Consider the following 16,789-nt stretch of genomic DNA (forward strand, 5'->3'; position numbering starts at 1 on the left):
AACGGCGCGAAACGGCTTCTCCCTGTTCAATATTGATTAAGGTTAACGCAGCCGATGCGGCTTCATCTAGACCGTCTTTCGGCGGATGCCGATCGAACGACCGGCGCGTTCGGGGAGGGCCAGGCCGGCATGGGCGGCGCGCATCGCTTCCACCTTGGCCAGCACATCCGCCGGGAAGGGAGCGACCTTCGGCCCGCTCATGTCGACATGCAGCGAAAGCGATTCGGATGTGGCGGCCAGCCAGCCGTCGACATGGCGGATTTCCTGATAGACGCGCAGCCGCTTCTCATCGTGGTCGAGAAGCTGGAAGGTGGCGGTCACCTTGTGGTCGAGATGCAGTTCCTGCACGTAGCAGACATGCACTTCGGCCGTGTAGATGGTGAGCTTGCGGCCCACGGCATAGTCTGGCCCCATGCCCATCAGCTCGAAGGCTTCGTCCGAACAGCGGTCGAACAGCACGTTGTAATAGGCCATGTTGAGGTGGCCGTTATAGTCGATCCAGTCCTTTTGGATATCCATGACGCGGGAGACAAAAGGGGCGGGGATGGGCATCGCGTAGTTTCCTCTGGCGCTGGACAAAGCCGAATGGCACGGCAGACTACGTGTCCATAAGGTGAGAGCAAGGGCCGCGCTGGTCCATTCGCGGAGGAAAGCATGGCCCTGAGCGACCTCGTATCGGTCGAACGCAACGAGGAAGGTATTGCCGCCGTCCTCGGTATCCTGAAACTGCAGCTCGACGAGCGCTTTCAGACCGGGCAGGCGATCCGCGAGCAGCACGCCCACACCACCACCTATATCCCGACACAGGCGCCGGATGGCGTCGCCTTCTGCGAGACGACGGAAGAGGTACAGGCGGTGGTGCGGGCCTGTGCTGCACACCACGTGCCGGTGATCGCCTTCGGTGTCGGTACCTCGCTGGAGGGCCATGTCAACGCGCCGGGCGGCGGCATCTCGGTCGACCTGTCGCGCATGAACCGGATCCTCGCCGTCAATGCCGAGGATCTCGACTGCCGGATAGAGCCTGGCGTGACGCGCGAGCAGCTCAACCAGTATCTGCGCGACACCGGCCTATTCTTCCCGATCGATCCCGGCGCCAACGCCACTTTGGGCGGCATGGCGGCGACCAGGGCATCGGGCACCAATGCGGTGCGCTATGGCACCATGCGCGAGAATGTCCTGTCGCTGACGGCGGTGATGGCAGACGGCGAGGCGGTGACGACCGGCAAACGCGCCAGGAAGAGCTCGGCCGGCTATGACCTCACTCGGCTTCTGGTCGGTTCGGAGGGCACGCTTGGCATCATCACGGAACTGACGCTGAAGTTGCAGGGCATTCCGCAGGCGATTTCGGGCGGCGTCTGCCCGTTCCCGACGCTGGAGGCGGCGTCGCGGGCGGTGATCCAGACCATCCAGATGGGTATTCCGGTTGCGCGTATCGAATTGGTCAACGCGTTGCAAATGCGGGCGATGAAAGCCTATTCCAAGCTCGATTATCCCGAGAGCCCATGCCTGTTCCTGGAATTCCACGGCAGCGATGCAGGCGTGGCCGAACAGGCGGAGACCTTCGGCATGATCGCCGAGGAAAACGGCGGCGGACCGTTTCTGTGGACCACCGTTGCCGAGGAGCGGACGAAGCTGTGGAAGGCGCGCCATGATGCCTATTGGGCCTCGCTGACCTTGCGGCCCGGCGCGAAAGGACTGTCCACCGACGTCTGCGTGCCGATTTCGCGATTGGCGGAATGCGTGGCTGCAACCGAGGCCGACATCGCCGAGATGGGGTTGATCGCGCCGATCGTCGGCCATGCCGGCGACGGTAACTTCCACGTGCTGGCGTTGATGAACCCGAACGATGCCGGCGAGGTGGCGCTGGTCGAGCGCTTTGTCGCCCGGCTCAACATGCGGGCGATCGCGATGGAGGGCACCTGTACCGGCGAGCACGGCATCGGCCAGGGCAAGGCCGGGTTCCTGAGAGCCGAGCACGGTCGCGGCGTCGACGTGATGCGCCAGATCAAGCATGCGCTCGATCCGCTAAACATCATGAACCCGGGCAAGATCCTGCCGGCCTCGGCCAATCCGCCGCATTGATCGTCCGGACAGGCTCGGCTACTGCCATTTCGTCCAATCGGGAATTTTATGCGCAGAGACGTTCATCGCTGAATGCCGGTCACGACCGGGAGGCCGCAAGGCCGATGCTGGCGCGTGCGCGCCACTCTCTGAAACTAAAAATTCCAAGGACATTTCCATGATAAAAGACCGTGGCGCGACGATCCGCGCCTATCGTGACGATCTCGACCGTGACCGGCTCGCCGAAATCTGGCTGGCGGCGTCGCGGGTCGGCCATCCTTTCCTGAGCGAGACGGAACTGCTCGATCAGCAGGCCAAGGTCAGGAATACCTACCTGCCACAAGCCGAGAATTGGGTCGTCGAGGACAATGGCAGCCAGGTCGGGTTCATCGGCCTGATCGACAATTTCATTGGCGGGCTGTTCGTCGACCCGACCGCGCATGGCAGCGGGCATGGCAAAGCGCTGGTGCTGTACGCCGCAACGCTGAAAGGAACGCTCGACCTGGAGGTCTATGCGGCCAATGTGGCGGCCATAGGCTTCTATCGACGCTTGGGGTTCCTTGAAGTCTCACGAAGCCAGCGGGACGATGAGGGCACATCGCGCGAGGTCGTCCTGATGCAGCGGCCGGCGTCGGAACAAGGCTGTCCCGGCAGATAAAACAAAACGGGCGGAACGGTGAGCCGTTCCGCCCGCCTCTCGGTCACATTGCGGCTAGCAATCGCCGTTGAAGAAGCAGTCGTCCCGACGGCGATCGTCATAGCGACGGTCGTAATAGGGATCGTAGTCGCGGCGCCGTTCGATGATGATGCCGCCGCCATTGTCGTCATAGTAACGACGCACGGGGCGACGGCTAGGCGAACCTTCGCCGAAGACGGCGCGGCACCCACCATCGACCCAGATGGTACCTGAATCACGGTCGTAACCCCAGGTGCGGTTGCGGATGCAGGGGCTGTCCGATTTCTGTCGCAGGATGACGGCGGATCGGAAATCGGCTTGGCATTCGTTGTATTGGTCGCCATTGGACGAACATGTCACGGTGCGCCCGGCGCTGGCCGGTACGGTGGAAACGCCCACAAGGGCGGCAAATCCGATGAGGGAGGCGGCGGCTATTCTGAACACGGTTGGATCTCTATTTCAGTATGAGCTCATTTTATGAAACGCCCCCCGACCCGACAAGACGCGGCCAGGCAGTGCAAGGCGAAACTAGCGCGTGGATTTCGTCATTTTTCCATCAGCGACATTCACGAATGCACCGACAAATGTAATGGATTGCGAGATGCCACTTTATCAACGCAGCATTGCCGTTAGATTGCGGGCACATTTTTACCCAGCGGTTTCGGAGTGATGCTCGCACGCCTGTTCGTTATCTTCGGTGGCCTGTTCGTGCTGGCGCTGCTTGCGGCGCTGGTGGTGCCGCCGTTCATCGACTGGACGGGCTACCGTGCCGACTTCGAGCGCGAGGCGAGTGCCATCCTTGGCCGCAAGGTGACAGTGAAAGGCAGCGCCACGGCGCGGCTGCTGCCGTTCCCGTCGGTGACCTTCACCGACGTGTCAGTGGCGGGCGGTCCCGGCGGTGCTGCTGCAATGACGGTCGACACCTTCTCGATGGATGCGGAGCTGGCGCCGTTCCTGCGCGGCGAGGTGCTGATCTTCGATATGCGGCTGGTGCGACCCAAGGCGACGATCGGCATCGCGGCGGATGGGAAGGTCGATTGGACGGTGCGGCCGTCTTCGCCCTTCGATCCTGCGCAAGTTTCGATCGAAAAGCTGACGGTGACCGGCGGTTCTGTCGAACTGCGCCAGGAGGCGAGCGGCCGCACCCATCTTTTGAGCGATATCAATGCCGTCGTCTCGGCAAAATCGCTGGCCGGACCGTGGCGCATGGAAGGTGCGCTGAAGGCCGACGGCGTGGCCACGCGCGTCAATGCTACGACCGGCAAGGCGGACGGGGCCGGCAAGATCGCGCTGAAGGTCAAAGCCGACCCCGAGGGTTACCCGTTGTCCTTCGAGACAGACGGCACGGCTGGCGTCGAGGACGGCAAGGCGCTTTATGCAGGCCAATTCCGCCTGTTTGGCGACAATGGCGCCCGGCCGGCCGCCGAAGGCAAGCCGGACGCAGGCGCGACGGGCACTGCGGAAGGTGGCAAGGCACCGCCCGGCTATCGGTTGACCGGTAAATTCCAGCTCGATCACAGCAAGCTGGCCGTCAACGAATTCCGTTTCGAGACCGGGCCGCTCGACAATCCTTATTCGGCCGACGGCAAGGCCTCAATCGACCTCGGTGCCGACCCGCGCTTCGCCATCACCGCCAGCGGCGCCCAGGTACAGTTCGACGAGGCATCCGGCGCAGGTCCGGGCGTGACGATGCCGCAACGCGTTGCGGCGCTGGAGCGGGTTCTGCTCGCGCTGCCCAAGCCGGCCATGCCCGGCACGGTCGAGGTGAAGCTGCCGGCGGTGGTGGCGGGTGACACCACGATCCGCGACGTTGCCGTATCGGCCGAACCCACCAGCGGCGGATGGGCGGTCAAATCGCTGGCGGCGACGTTGCCCGGCCGCGCCACATTGGAAGCCGACGGACTGCTCGGCGTCGACGGGGAAGTGCGGTTCACCGGCTCGCTGCTCCTGGCGGTGGCGCAACCTTCCGGCTTTGCCGCCTGGTTGTCGAAAGATGTCGATGAGGCGATCCGCCGCCTGCCTGGAGCGGGATTCCGCGCCAAGGTCGACCTGACCGATGCCCGCCAGAAGTTCGACGACCTCGAACTGGCGCTCGGCAAGGCCAGCTTTCGCGGCAGCCTCGACGCCAACCAGTCGACCGGAGCGAGGCCGGCCGTGGCGATGCAGTTGGAAGGCAGCGCCCTCGATGTCGAAGGGCTGACGGCGTTCGCCTCGCTATTCGTATCGGACAAGGGTTCCAGCCGCTTCGCCGCGAGCGATCTGGACGCCAAGATCAAGGCCGGGCCGGTCAATGCCTGGGGCTTTTCCGCCGACACGCTGGACACTGCGCTGCGGTTGCGCGCCGGTACGCTGGAGATCGACAAATTGTCGATCGGCGGATTGGCGGGCACGGCGGTGAGCGCGACAGGCCGCATCAAGGATTTTCCGGCCGCGCCGACCGGCAGTCTCGATGCTTCGATGCTGGGTGACGACCTGGCACCGCTGATCGACACGGCGGCCAGCCGCTTCCCAGACAATCGGGTGCTGTCGGCGCTGTCAGAGCGCGGCAAAGCGTTTCCGGGGCTGTTCGCCGATGCGCGCCTCGACGTGGTGATGAGCGCGGCCGACAATGGCGACGGCACCACGGGGCTGGCGCTTTCGGGTAAGGGCAAGGTGGGCGGTTCCGCGCTGTCGGTTTCGCTGTCGGCGCATGGGCGCGCGACGGAGCTCGCCAAGGCGCCGTTTTCGCTGACATTCGACGCGAAGAATCCTGACGCCACGGCTCTGCTCGCGCTTTACGGGCTGCCGGCGCTGCCGCTTGGCATGTTGGGCGAAGCGACCACCGACATCACTGCCCGTGGTACGTTGGCCGGCGGCATCGCCACCGCCTTCAACCTGTCGGGACTGGATTTCCGCGCGCGTTTCGACGGGACGCTCACCGACACGCCGCAGGGGCTGGAGGCCAAGGGAAAGACCGGTCTCGACGCTACCGACATCGAGCCGTGGTTGATGAGCACCGGTGTGGTGCTGCCGACCATGGGCATGGGGGCGGCGGTTGGCCTGTCGGCCGATGCAAGCTATGGCAACGGCCAGGCGACGCTTTCCGATCTCAAGGGCGGCGTCGGCGGCACCGCCGTGTCGGGCAATCTGAGCGCGGCGTTTGATGACGGACGGCCGCATCTCACCGGCAAGCTGGCGCTGGATACGCTCGATCTCGACCCGCTGGCGGCGATGCTGTTCGGCAATGACGCATTGGCAAGCGACGGCAGCAACTGGCCGAAGGCGCCCTTTGCCGCCAAACCCGCGATGCAGGCGACCGCCGACCTTGAGTTGAGCGCGGCCACGCTGTTCGCCGGGCCGCTGACAACCGCCCACGACGCCTCGATGTCGCTGAAGCTTAGCGATGATGGGCTCGGTGTTTCCAACCTGACGGCGAAACTGTTCGGTGGCACGATCACCGGTCTGTTCGACCTAAAGAACAATGACGGCAACGGCCTGTTCAGCGGCCAGGCGACGCTTTCCAGCACTGATCTCGCCACGCTGTTGCCGGCTTCGGGTCTGTCGGGCTCCGGTACTTTCACCGCCACGCTTACCAGCAGCGGCAAATCGGTCGACGCGATGGTCGGTTCGCTTGCAGGCTCGGGAACAGCGGCGCTGAGAGGCATGACGATCGCCAACCTCAATCCGGATGCGCTGCCGGCCTTGCTGAGCAAGGCGGACGAGCTCGGCCGCGACATCGATGCGGCGCGGACGGCAGGCTTCGCTCCCGGCATCGTGGGGCAGGGCAGCTACGTTGCACACGATGCCGACATCGCCTTCACCGTGGCCGGGGGCGTGCTGCGCGCGCCGCCCGTCAGCTTCGAGACACCGGCCTCGACACTGTCGGCGGAGCTTTCCGCTGATCTCGTCAAGGCAACGGCCACCGCGCGCGGTACGCTGACCTATCGCCCGGGCGACGAGGCGCTTGTCGGCTCCGAGCCGGCGCTGAACTACAGCATCGACGGACCGATAGCGGCACCGGCGCGCGCGTTCGACAGCGCGCCGCTGGCGCAGTTCCTGACGCAGCGGGCGCTGGAGAAGGAGCAGCAGCGGGTGGAGGCGATGCAGGCGGTTTTGCTGGAGAAGCAGAGGTTGCGTCGCGAAGCGCGCTACTATGTGGCGTTGCAGGAAGAGCGCGATCGCGCCGAGGAAGCAAGGCGCAAGGCGGAAGAAGAGGCCAGGCAAAAAGCGGAAGCGGACGCCAGGGCTGCCGCCGAGGCCAAGGCGAAGGCCGACGCGGAAGAGAAAGCCCGCGCCGAACAGGCAGCGGCCGCAGAGGTCGAGCGGCGCAAGGCGGAAGCGGCGATCAGACTGGCCGTTGAGGAAAAGGCCAGGCTGGAGGCGGAACGCCGGGCTGCCGAGCAGACGCCAACTGTCGTGCCTGCGCCGCGTGCCGAGCCCGTTCCGGCCCCGACACCAGTGCCCAAATCGGCGCCCAAACCGGCGCTGGAGCCGTTTTCGATTCGGGATTTCTTGAAGTCGCTGCAGTAGCGCGAAAAAGCCGGGCCATCGTGACTGTGCCAAGCAGGCGCGGCTGCGGACTATGGCCAATGAAGGGAGGCTGCGATGAACGATGTCAGCGTGAGGCTGGCCGATGTCGACGATGCCGAAGCCTTCAGGCAGATCCGTATCGAAGCGCTGCGGCTGGAGCCTTCGGCTTTCGCCAGCCGGGTGGAGGACTGGGAGGTTTTGCCAGACGAGGAATGGCGGCGGCGCATTGCCGCCAACCCGGTCTTCATCGCCTTTCGCGGCGCCGAGCCGGTCGGCCTGATGGGATTGTTGCGGGAGCAGTCTTCGAAATCGCGCCATCGCGCTACCATCGTCATGGTCTATGTGCGGACCAGTGAGCGCGGCACCGGCATGGCCAAGGCACTGCTCGACACGCTCGCCGAACATGCGTGCGGCATCGGCATTCTGCAGCTCGAATTAACTGTCAACGCCGACAATGACCAGGCGCAACGTTTCTATGAACGCGCCGGGTTTGTCCCGTTCGGCCGCATTCCAGCCGGCGTGATCCACGAAGGCACGGAGATCGACGAGGTGATGATGGCGAGACGTATCGGCTGACGGGGAAAACCGCCGGCTGGAGCAGCTCTCTCTGAGCCTCAAAGATAGGCGAAGCCGGCAGCCAGCAGGCCGATCACGCCCAGTGCCAGCGACCCGTGCCATGGCCAGCGTCGCCCGCGCATGATGATGGACAATGTGGCGATGGCGATGGCGATGTGCAGCAAGGTTACAGCCAGCGTCAGGATGTGATGGCGGCGCGTGTGCAATTCGCTGTCGGTCAGCTTTTCGTCGACCTGCTGCTCCAGGGCTTTCGCGTCGGCCTGGATCTTGGCGCTGTCTTGCTCGTTGCGCTTGGCGTTGGCGGTCATCGCGTCCGCCGTTGGCCCGCCTTGCGCCGCAGCCACTTCGTAAAGGTTCTTCTTGATGCTTTTGGCCTGATAGAAGGCCCATTGGTCGCTCGCCTTGTTCTGCAGATAGGCGGCGTCGCTCTTGTCGTTGATCGCCTCGGCGGTCTCAAGCGATTCAAAGCTGCCGACGGTCGCCGCCAACACCGCAAGCACAGCGATCGTCACCGAAACGGTGATGAGGAAGGGGTTGCCTTCGCTTGCCGCATGTTCAGCGTGTTCGGCCTGTTCCAGATGTTCCTGCGTGGCATCTTCCATCGTCATTCCCCCCAAATTGCCGGAAGTCGCCGTTTCCGAACCGACCGCCGCGTATCGCAGCGGCGTGCGTCAGGCAGGTCGCCGCCGGGCGCGGCCTGGTCGTCGTCAGGTCATTGCGCCGGCTGCGTGGCCTGTGCGGGCGCCGTCTGCTGTTGCTGAAGTTCCTGCTGATGCTTCAGCTTGCGTGCCGCCACCTGCTTTTTATGCAGGGCATGGCCGGCGACGCAGCCACCAACCGCGCCGACGACGCCGTGGTGTCCAGCATAGTGCCCGGCCACGCCGCCCGCAACGGCTCCGGTCAGGCAGCCCACGGCCCCTGCCTGGGAAACCGGCATGGCGAATATGGTTGCGATCATTCCTGCAAGCGCCAGGTTTTTCATCGACACACCCTTGTGGTTGTGTTGCAGCGAGTCCCTTACACGCGATGATGCGGAAGCGATTGTGGCGCGATTGCGACTGGCGGCGGTGCTCTCGCGGATGTGATCGAAGCGGGCAGACTTGTCGGCACGAGCGTTAGTGTCCCGTGCCAGCGCCTCGTTTCACCCAATCCAGCACGTAGAGCCGCAGGGCTGAGGAAAGATTGGCCTCGCGCGGGCGGGTTTCGTCGATCTCGGCGACCAGGGCCGCGACGGTGATCGTGCGGTTTTCCGCGATGGCTACGAGCTCGTCGTAGAACGGCTTTTCCAGGGAATAGGACGTGCGATGGCCGCGAATGGTGACAGAGCGTTTTTCGACCAGGCTCACGTCTTCCAGCTCAGTTCCGGTCCGGGGAGGGCGGCTTGCTATCGGGCGCCGGTTCGCGGCGATGGCCTTCGACGAAGTTGGCGGCGCGCTCCGCTTCCAGCCGCTCGCGCTGCTTCTCGGTCTTGCTGCGACCATGTAGGATGCGATTGCGCTCGGCTTCGGCGCTACGATCTTCGCGCGCCTTGCTTTTTCTGAGCTGGCGGAGATTGACGATCTCGGCCATGCGCCGCTGGCCCTACTTCTTGCGGAAGGCGTCGAGCGAAACGACTTCGGCGCCCTTTCCTGTGGCCGGCTCTTCGGCTGGCGGCACTTCGGGTTCCGCCGCCTTCTTCTTCGACGTTGTCTTCTTTTCCGGCGCGAGCGCGACCGGTGCCACGACAGGCTTTTCCTCGATCTCGGCCAACGTCTCGGTCTTGACGTCGAATTCCAGTTCGAAATTCACCGAGGGATCGTAGAAGCCGCGCACGGCGGAGAAGGGGATCTCGAGCTTTTCGGGGATATCCGAGAAAGACAGGCCGATCTCGAAGCCGGCTTCGGTCACCTTCAGGTCCCAATACTGGAACTGGATGACGATCGTCATCTGTTCGGGATAGCGTTCGCGCAGGCGCGTGGAGATGCGTACGCCGGGCGCCCCGGTCAGGAAGGTGATGAAGAAGTGGTGGTTTCCGGGCAGGCCGGTGCGTGCGACTTCGGCCAGAACCTTGCGCATGACGCCGCGCAGGGCTTCCTGGGCCAGAATGTCGTAGCGGATGTGGTCGTCGGCCATATGCCAGGGCGGTTCCGTTGAATCGTCCGCATAGCTGTAATCAAGCTTGGCGGGCTCGTAAACCGGATATAGGCCCGGCTCCGTTCAAGCCAGCGTGCTTCAGCGTTTTTTGGCGTGATGGTTACCGTTTGGATCAGACCGCAACGGCTTCGCGCAACGAGCCGGCTGGCTGGCGTGCGCCATAGGCCCGCAGGAAGGCGCGCACGCCATTTGTGGCGGACCGCAGCACTTCTTCTTCAGTCGGCTGGATGCCCATCATGAAGGCAATCTGCAGTTCGGCATTGACGAGAGCGATGAAATGGCGAGCGGTCACGTCTGGGTCTTCGATGGCAAGATGGCCGGCAAAGGCGAGGCGGGCAAAACGCGCCGCCAGCGCCGACAATGTCGTGCCAGGGCCGTTTTCGCGCCATTCAGCGAACAGTTCGGGATAGCGTTCGCTCTCGGTCTGGATCAGTTTGCGCAGGAATTTGCCATCGCGGCTGCAGATGCAATTGCGGTTCATGCGCACGGCATAGGCGATCAGGTCGGCCTCGAGATCCTTCGGTTGATCCGGGAAAGTGGCGAGCGTAGCGAAGCTCTCGGCATTCAGCCGTTCAGTGAGTTCGCGCACAACGGCGACGAACAGCTTCTCCTTGTCGCCATGATGGTTGTAGACCGTCTGGCGCGAAACCCCTGCTTCGACCGCGATCAGGTCGATGTTGGCCCCTGCAAAACCTTCCCGGCAAAACACCTTGGCGGCGGAGGAGATGACCGAAGCGCGCTTGGCTTCATGGCCGCGTGGCGGGAAGGTGTCAGCAGAAATCGTCTGGCTCATGGAAATCTATATAGTCGTGATTGACAATTTAGACAAGGATGTCTAATTTTCTGGACTGTGAATTGAGGGAATCGACACACCGTTGTCGGTATCTCGAGGGATGGAACGTCCTGGGGTTGGACACCGCATTGCGGTGTCAACCAGATTGAAAGAGCCATATTATGAACGCGCATTTCCTCCGCACCGCGGTGTTGCTTGGCCTTATGTCTGCCGTCGGCGCCTTCGCCGTCGACATGTATCTGCCGGCGCTGCCTTCGATCGGTGCTGATCTCAAGGCCAGCACGTCCGCCGTGCAGATGAGCCTTCTGATCTTTTTCCTGTCGATGGGTTTCGGCCAGATCGTCGTCGGGCCGCTGTCCGACATGTATGGCCGCAAGCCGCCGCTTTATGTCGGCCTTGCCCTGTTCATCGTCGGTGGTGTCGGTTCCGCGATGGCGCCGAACATCGAATGGCTCATCGCGTTCCGTTTCCTGCAGGGGCTGGGTGCCAGTGCCGGCATGGCCATACCGCGTGCCGTTGTGCGCGACATGCATACAGGCAATGAAGCCGCCAAGCTGATGTCCCTGCTGATGCTGGTGTTTTCGGTGTCGCCGATTCTGGCGCCGCTGTCCGGCAGCCTGATCATCGAAAGTCTCGGCTGGCGTGCAGTGTTCTGGGTGCTGACGGGCGCTGCTGTGATTGCCATCGTGCTTTTGGCTACGGCACAGAAGGAAACGCGGCCGGTCGAGGACCGTGTAGGATCATCCTTCGGCACGGCGCTGAAGAGCTACTGGTTCCTGCTCAAGGATCGCAATTTCCTTGGCCTGACTGCCATCGGCGGCTTCGGCATCGCCTCGTTCTTCGTCTATCTGGCAAGTTCGTCCTTCATCCTGATCGACCATTACGGCCTGTCGCCATCGCTCTACAGCGTGTTCTTCTCGATCAACGCCGTTGCCTTCATCGGCATGTCGCAGATGACCGGCTGGCTTGCTGACCGGTTCGGGTTGAAGCGCGTCGTGAAGGTTGCCGTCGTCGGCTACGCCACCGCCATGGTGGTGCTGTTGGCAGTGATGGCATCGGGCATCGACCAGCTGGGCGTGATGGCGAGCCTGCTGTTCATCGGCTACGGCTTCCTCGGCCTCGTCATCCCGACCACGTCGGTGCTGGCCATGGAAGAACACGGCACCATCGCCGGTACTGCCTCAGCGCTGATGGGCACGCTGCATTTCGCCATCGGTGCGGTGGCGATGGGCGTCGCCGGACTGTTCTTCGACGGCACGCCGCTGCCGATGGTGGCAGGCATCGCGCTGGCCGCTGTCATCGCCTTCGTGCTGACGCAGGTCACCCTCGGCCGTGCCCGTCAGGCGGTCGAGGCGCCGGCGGAATAAGTCTCTCCCAAGACTGATCGGAAGGGCCGGACAATTGTCCGGCCCTTTTGTTTGTGCGGCGAAAAGCTGATGCAGCGCCCGAATGTCGCGGCTTTTAGGCGCCGCGCTATCGTCTTGTTTACCCGTGCCGTGTAGATGTCGGGCCGCATTGGACGCGGGCAACGGGCGCGGGCGAAAACCTTGAAGTTCATTCCTTCGGCATTGCTGCTGCTTTTCGCGGCCAGCTTTTTCAGCGTCTGGCTGCTTGACCGGCGGCGCCGGCATCTCGTGCTGTTTTCGCTGGCCTTCCTGTCGGTCAGTGCCGGAACGGTGGTGCAACTCGCATTGTGGCCGTCCGACATCGGCCTCAACAGCCTGGCCTGCGCAGTGCTCTACACGGCAGGGCCATTGTTCCTGGCCGAAGGCGTGCTTTCGCGCTCGGGCAAGCGGATGCCACTCCTCGAACATGCCGCCTGGATGGCATTGATGGTCGGGTTGCTCGGCTATTTCTATTATGTCGTGGACAATCTCCAGATCAGGGCCTGTGCGCTCAATCTCGGCATGGCCGGTATCGTGCTCAGCGCTGCCTGGAAGCTGCGGCATCTCACACGCGGCAGCACCATCGACAAGGCGATGCTGTGGCTCCTGTCCGGTCTTTCGCTGACCTTCGTGGTGCGCACACTGCTTACCGGTGGCTCGGTGCCCACTAGTGACATCGCCGCCTTCTTCGAATCGCCATTCTGGCTGTGGGCGCAGTTCGCCATGTCGGTGCTCGGCGTGGCGATGGGGCTCGGCCTGCTGGTGGTGGTGTGCGCCGACGTGGTGCTCGGTCTCAAGAGCGAACGTGACAGCGACCTCTTGACCAGCCTGCTCAACCGGCGTGGTCTGGAGGCGCGCGCGGTCGAGGTTTTGTCCGGTGCCGTGCGCAATCCCCTCAGCGTTGTCGCCTGCGACATCGACCGGTTCAAGTCGATCAATGATCGCTTCGGCCATGCCGCAGGCGACGTCGTGCTTTCGACCGTTGCTGGAATCATTCGCGAGCAGGTGCGGGTAAAAGATCTCGTGGCGCGCATCGGCGGCGAGGAGTTCGTCATCCTGCTCAGGGATTGTTCGACGGACGATGCCTATATGCTGACTGAGCAACTCAGGGCCGCGATCGCCAGCTGCGAACTGGCCGGTCTGCCGGCAGGGTTCAAGGTCACTTGCAGTTTCGGCATCGTCGAGTGCCGTGCCGGCGAGGACCTTTGGGACGCGATCGGCCGCGCCGACAAGATGCTCTACGCGGCCAAACATGCCGGGCGCAACCGCACGCTGGCCGAAGGCGCCAGGCTGCCGCGCGCGGCCTGATGATATCGGGTCGTGACGGCTGTGGTCGCTTACGGCTTCTTCAATCGTTGAACGATGAAGGCGAGCCGCTCCTCGACCGATGCGTGAGGCAAGGTGATCAATTGATAGCCATAGCGCGGATAGGTGTCGGCCAGGGCGTCGTAGGTGCGCTGGGCTTCCTCGATGCCCTGCTTGCGTTCGGCATCCTGGGTGAAGATCTCCGGCCAAGGCGGCGCGATGAAGACGCGGCGGTTGTAGCGGAAATGCCCAGCCGCCTTCTGCATGTGCGCCGGTGTGGGCAGGCCGCACAACTTTAGATAGGCCAGTGTGTCCGGCACGCCGCGATCGAAGAACACAGGCCCGTCCTGCCTGGCGGCGGCGCGGTGGGAGCGCAATTCCCACGCGAGCATCAATTCAGCGAACAATGCCTTGTTGTCCCAGGGCAGGGCGGATCCGCCGACCGCCGACTGGTCCTGGATGATGTTGCGTCCGGCCTCGGGCGCGGTGGCATAACCACGCGCGGCAAGCGCTTCGATGAGCGTGGTCTTGCCTGAGCCGGGACCGCCGGTGAGCACGATGAAATGATCGGTTTGGTTCTGCATGGCTGTCTTCCCAGGAGTTTGGTGGCGCAAGCCGGACGGCGCGCGGCTCGACGAAAGGCATTTCGATGTTTCGGGAGGGATGCGCCTGGCGCTGGCCTGTCTGCAGGCAATGCGGCCAAAGATGGCCGGGTGGCGTGCGGCGGCTTTTTGGGGGGAGTTTGGGGAGGAGGAGAAGTGGAGGCTTCTGTTGCCAGGTGCCTCCGGACCCCGCCTAGAGGTGCGAACCGCTAGGGCTTGATTTGAAGCGTTCGCGCCGCATTAAGCAGCGAGACGAGCTTCCGCATAGTTGTCGTTGGCAACTATAAGTTTAGCCCGATAACGGTGGTACAATGCCGGGCAAAAGTACGATCTTTACACCTTCGTCGATCCTATTTCGCCCCCAGCAAAAGCCGCTCCCTCGGGGAGACAGCGGTTTTTGGTGGAGGCGCCGGGTACCGCCCCCGGGTCCGAACGGCTTATTTCATCGCCTGTTTATCGCCATAGTCGGTCGAGCCGACGAAACGAATATAGGGGGCGCGATCGGAAAATGAAAGGCTGCTTTCGCGGATCGATGCTGTGCCAATCGATGTTGTGAGGCTTGACTTGCGCAAAAGCGCAACCGAAGGTTTGGGTCGGTGAGGAGAATCCGGTTGTGTCCGGGTTCGCGGCTTATTCCAGTTGCTCTCACCGGACAGACGCATGGCTCCGATGAGGGGAATTCCTGATGAGCGATTATCTTGCAGACGTGAAGAAATATGACGCCGGCGCCAGCGCCGAAGTTGTCGAAAAGATCGTGAAGCACCTGGGCATCGCGCTCCGGAACCGCGATTCCTCGCTGGTGTCCTGCACCGACCCGGAAGAGCTCAAGCGCGTGAGAGACAGCTGGGTGGGCAAGAAGCTCGGCATCGCCGACGCCAAGAAGGCCGACGCAGCGATCGAGAAGACCTGCAAGGCCATGCATGCCGACCACAGCAAGGGCCGCGTGACCTTCTACTATCTGGTCGCCAAGGATCTCGGCAAGCTCGGCTCGCTCTAAGCTTCAGAGACACGTTGGATGTGTATCCGGCGCGGTATCGCGCCGGAAGGCTGTGGTTTGGCGTGCCTGGGCGATAGCCCTGCGGCGGCGGGTCGGTTATGATCGACAGCGACGCAAATCCCGCGAATCAGGGCAATAGCGATGCGCCAATATCTGGACCTGCTGAACCATGTGATGGAGCATGGCACCAACCGGGGCGACCGCACCGGCACCGGCACACGCTCGGTGTTCGGCTATCAGATGCGTTTCGATCTGGCCGACGGCTTCCCGGTGCTTACCACCAAGAAACTGCACCTGAAGTCGATCATCCACGAACTTCTGTGGTTTCTGGCCGGCGATACCAACATCAAATATCTGAACGACCACGGCGTCACCATCTGGGACGAGTGGGCGGATGCCAAGGGCGATCTCGGCCCGGTCTATGGCAAGCAGTGGCGCTCCTGGCCGGATGCGCATGGCGGCACCATCGACCAGATCGAAAATCTGCTCCGCGAAATCCGCTGCAATCCTTATTCACGCCGGCTGATCGTCTCGGCATGGAATCCGGCCGAGGTGGAGGCAATGGCGCTGCCGCCCTGCCACTGCCTGTTCCAGTTCTACGTTTCGGACGGACGGCTGTCATGCCAGCTCTACCAGCGTTCCGCGGACATCTTTCTCGGCGTGCCGTTCAACATCGCTTCCTATGCGCTGCTCACCATGATGGTGGCGCAGGTGACGGGGCTGAAACCCGGCGATTTCGTGCACACGCTGGGTGACGCGCACATCTATTCCAACCATTTCGAACAGGCGCGCGAGCAGTTGCAGCGCAAGCCGAAAACACTGCCGACGATGTGGATGAACCCCGAGGTGAAGGACCTTTTCTCCTTCCGCTTCGAGGATTTCCGTCTTGAGAACTACGTCGCCGACGCGACGATCAAGGCACCGATCGCGGTGTAATCGCCGCCGGCCAGCCGAATGGCTGCGGGGCGATCGTTTCAGCCCACTTCGAAGTCGCCGGCCTGCGGCGGAGCGATAGGCGTGAACAGCGTGCGGTCGGGTTTCAGGTCGAGCAATGGCGTGCCGTCGAGGCAGTCTATGCCGCGGACCAGAACGGTCGATCCCTCGACGTCGACCAACGTGACGATGGACGTGCCGATCGGGTTCGGCCTGACCGGCGAGCGCAGGGCGAAAGTACCGCGCGCACTGCCGTCATTGGCCGGGCTCTGCCTGACGAGGTCGCGGCGCGACAGATGCAGCCAGTAAAGTACTTCCAGCCGCTCGAACTGTTCGATGCCGGCCAGCGCCTGTTGCCAGAGCGGGAAGACCTCGATGTGGCAGACCGGACCGTCGGCGCGGCCCTGGCGCGGCGTCACCAGCCGCGAGGTCCAGGGTGTGCGGATGGTGCCGATGAAGACGAGCCCGGCATCCGTCGCCGCGGGCGCTTCGACGGCGATCTCGCCTTGGCGGATTTCGTTCTCGCGAACCAAATCAGTCGATGCCGACCATCACGTCGGATGCCTTGATCACGGCATAGGCCTGCTTGCCGACGGCGAGGCCAAGATCGGCGACGGCCTCGTTGGTAATCGAAGCGGTGACGACGGCGCCGCCGATGTCGATGCGGACATGCGAGGTGGTGGCACCCTTGGTGATCTCGACGATCTTGCCCTTCAAGGTGTTACGCGCGCTGATTTTCATGGAAAATTCCTTCGTTCGTTTCTGTCCGCCCCGCAGTGTCGCGCGGGCGGCCAAAATAGCCTGCCGGACAGCCGCACC

19 protein-coding genes and 1 other RNA gene are annotated in these 16,789 nt (G+C 63.3%); 8 read left to right on the forward strand and 12 right to left on the reverse strand.

The annotated features are described in order from the left end of the window. Nucleotides 1-66: 66 nt before the first annotated feature. A complete protein-coding gene (locus AB4136_RS07495) occupies nucleotides 67-552 on the reverse strand; it encodes a thioesterase family protein (protein ID WP_024924453.1) in 486 nt (161 codons plus the stop codon). Between the two features lie 102 nt (nucleotides 553-654). Between AB4136_RS07495 and AB4136_RS07500 the strand changes: the two genes are divergently transcribed. Then, nucleotides 655-2,082, forward strand: a complete 1,428-nt coding sequence (locus AB4136_RS07500) for an FAD-linked oxidase C-terminal domain-containing protein (RefSeq protein WP_137900517.1) — start codon at nucleotides 655-657, stop codon at nucleotides 2,080-2,082. A gap of 157 nt (nucleotides 2,083-2,239) precedes the next feature. Then, complete coding sequence (locus tag AB4136_RS07505) at nucleotides 2,240-2,719, forward strand: GNAT family N-acetyltransferase (RefSeq protein WP_024924455.1); 480 nt, start codon at nucleotides 2,240-2,242, stop codon at nucleotides 2,717-2,719. 54 nt (nucleotides 2,720-2,773) lie between these two features. On the opposite strand, the gene AB4136_RS07510 is transcribed toward AB4136_RS07505, so the two are convergent. After that, entirely contained in the window at nucleotides 2,774-3,181 is a 408-nt protein-coding gene (locus tag AB4136_RS07510) for a DUF3011 domain-containing protein (protein WP_024924456.1), read from the reverse strand. A 225-nt stretch (nucleotides 3,182-3,406) separates the two neighbouring features. Between AB4136_RS07510 and AB4136_RS07515 the strand changes: the two genes are divergently transcribed. Then, nucleotides 3,407-7,246 carry an AsmA family protein gene (locus AB4136_RS07515; RefSeq protein WP_024924457.1) on the forward strand — a complete coding sequence of 1,280 codons (3,840 nt, stop codon included), beginning with the start codon at nucleotides 3,407-3,409 and terminating at the stop codon, nucleotides 7,244-7,246. Nucleotides 7,247-7,321: 75 nt separating this feature from the next. Further along, nucleotides 7,322-7,822: a GNAT family N-acetyltransferase gene (locus AB4136_RS07520; protein ID WP_137900518.1), complete on the forward strand. Its 501-nt coding sequence runs from the start codon at nucleotides 7,322-7,324 to the stop codon at nucleotides 7,820-7,822. 38 nt (nucleotides 7,823-7,860) lie between these two features. Here the strand turns inward: AB4136_RS07520 and AB4136_RS07525 are convergent, their stop codons facing one another. The 6 genes from AB4136_RS07525 to AB4136_RS07550 all read right to left on the reverse strand — a co-directional run bounded on the left by AB4136_RS07525 (nucleotide 7,861) and on the right by AB4136_RS07550 (nucleotide 10,748). Then, complete coding sequence (locus tag AB4136_RS07525; RefSeq protein WP_024924459.1) at nucleotides 7,861-8,424, reverse strand: DUF4337 domain-containing protein; 564 nt, start codon at nucleotides 8,422-8,424, stop codon at nucleotides 7,861-7,863. Between the two features lie 110 nt (nucleotides 8,425-8,534). Continuing rightward, nucleotides 8,535-8,804: a hypothetical protein gene (locus tag AB4136_RS07530; RefSeq protein WP_137900519.1), complete on the reverse strand. Its 270-nt coding sequence runs from the start codon at nucleotides 8,802-8,804 to the stop codon at nucleotides 8,535-8,537. Between the two features lie 133 nt (nucleotides 8,805-8,937). Further along, on the reverse strand, nucleotides 8,938-9,168 hold the full coding sequence (locus AB4136_RS07535) for a ribbon-helix-helix domain-containing protein (protein WP_137900520.1): 231 nt from the start codon (nucleotides 9,166-9,168) through the stop codon (nucleotides 8,938-8,940). Nucleotides 9,169-9,178: 10 nt separating this feature from the next. Then, nucleotides 9,179-9,391, reverse strand: coding sequence for a DUF4169 family protein (locus AB4136_RS07540; protein ID WP_137900521.1), 213 nt, complete (start codon nucleotides 9,389-9,391; stop codon nucleotides 9,179-9,181). 12 nt (nucleotides 9,392-9,403) lie between these two features. Then, a complete protein-coding gene (locus AB4136_RS07545) occupies nucleotides 9,404-9,934 on the reverse strand; it encodes an SspB family protein (RefSeq protein ID WP_137900522.1) in 531 nt (176 codons plus the stop codon). A 133-nt stretch (nucleotides 9,935-10,067) separates the two neighbouring features. Continuing rightward, entirely contained in the window at nucleotides 10,068-10,748 is a 681-nt protein-coding gene (locus AB4136_RS07550) for a TetR/AcrR family transcriptional regulator (RefSeq protein ID WP_137900523.1), read from the reverse strand. 161 nt (nucleotides 10,749-10,909) lie between these two features. On the opposite strand from AB4136_RS07550, the gene AB4136_RS07555 reads away from it, so the two are divergent. Both AB4136_RS07555 and AB4136_RS07560 read left to right on the forward strand, forming a co-directional pair. Then, nucleotides 10,910-12,115: a multidrug effflux MFS transporter gene (locus AB4136_RS07555; RefSeq protein ID WP_137900524.1), complete on the forward strand. Its 1,206-nt coding sequence runs from the start codon at nucleotides 10,910-10,912 to the stop codon at nucleotides 12,113-12,115. A 180-nt stretch (nucleotides 12,116-12,295) separates the two neighbouring features. Beyond that, the gene (locus AB4136_RS07560) at nucleotides 12,296-13,441 is read left to right on the forward strand and encodes a GGDEF domain-containing protein (RefSeq protein ID WP_171020930.1); all 1,146 of its coding nucleotides are present in this window, start codon (nucleotides 12,296-12,298) and stop codon (nucleotides 13,439-13,441) included. Nucleotides 13,442-13,470: 29 nt separating this feature from the next. On the opposite strand, the gene AB4136_RS07565 is transcribed toward AB4136_RS07560, so the two are convergent. Together AB4136_RS07565 and ssrA are read right to left on the reverse strand one after the other, a co-directional pair. Further along, complete coding sequence (locus AB4136_RS07565; protein WP_137900526.1) at nucleotides 13,471-14,022, reverse strand: AAA family ATPase; 552 nt, start codon at nucleotides 14,020-14,022, stop codon at nucleotides 13,471-13,473. 173 nt (nucleotides 14,023-14,195) lie between these two features. Further along, nucleotides 14,196-14,558: a transfer-messenger RNA gene (ssrA, locus tag AB4136_RS07570) on the reverse strand. A gap of 167 nt (nucleotides 14,559-14,725) precedes the next feature. Here ssrA and AB4136_RS07575 point away from each other — a divergent pair. Both AB4136_RS07575 and AB4136_RS07580 read left to right on the forward strand, forming a co-directional pair. Beyond that, nucleotides 14,726-15,037 carry a DUF2853 family protein gene (locus AB4136_RS07575; RefSeq protein WP_024924482.1) on the forward strand — a complete coding sequence of 104 codons (312 nt, stop codon included), beginning with the start codon at nucleotides 14,726-14,728 and terminating at the stop codon, nucleotides 15,035-15,037. Nucleotides 15,038-15,178: 141 nt separating this feature from the next. Continuing rightward, on the forward strand, nucleotides 15,179-15,973 hold the full coding sequence (locus AB4136_RS07580; protein WP_024924483.1) for a thymidylate synthase: 795 nt from the start codon (nucleotides 15,179-15,181) through the stop codon (nucleotides 15,971-15,973). 38 nt (nucleotides 15,974-16,011) lie between these two features. Here AB4136_RS07580 and tsaA read toward each other — a convergent pair whose 3' ends face one another. Together tsaA and AB4136_RS07590 are read right to left on the reverse strand one after the other, a co-directional pair. Further along, nucleotides 16,012-16,503: a tRNA (N6-threonylcarbamoyladenosine(37)-N6)-methyltransferase TrmO gene (gene tsaA, locus AB4136_RS07585; RefSeq protein WP_024924484.1), complete on the reverse strand. Its 492-nt coding sequence runs from the start codon at nucleotides 16,501-16,503 to the stop codon at nucleotides 16,012-16,014. Between the two features lies 1 nt (nucleotide 16,504). Next, nucleotides 16,505-16,711, reverse strand: coding sequence for a TOBE domain-containing protein (locus AB4136_RS07590; RefSeq protein WP_024924485.1), 207 nt, complete (start codon nucleotides 16,709-16,711; stop codon nucleotides 16,505-16,507). Nucleotides 16,712-16,789 lie beyond the last annotated feature (78 nt).

The organism is Mesorhizobium sp. 2RAF21 (assembly GCF_052115345.1).
GTDB lineage: Bacteria > Pseudomonadota > Alphaproteobacteria > Rhizobiales > Rhizobiaceae > Mesorhizobium > Mesorhizobium terrae.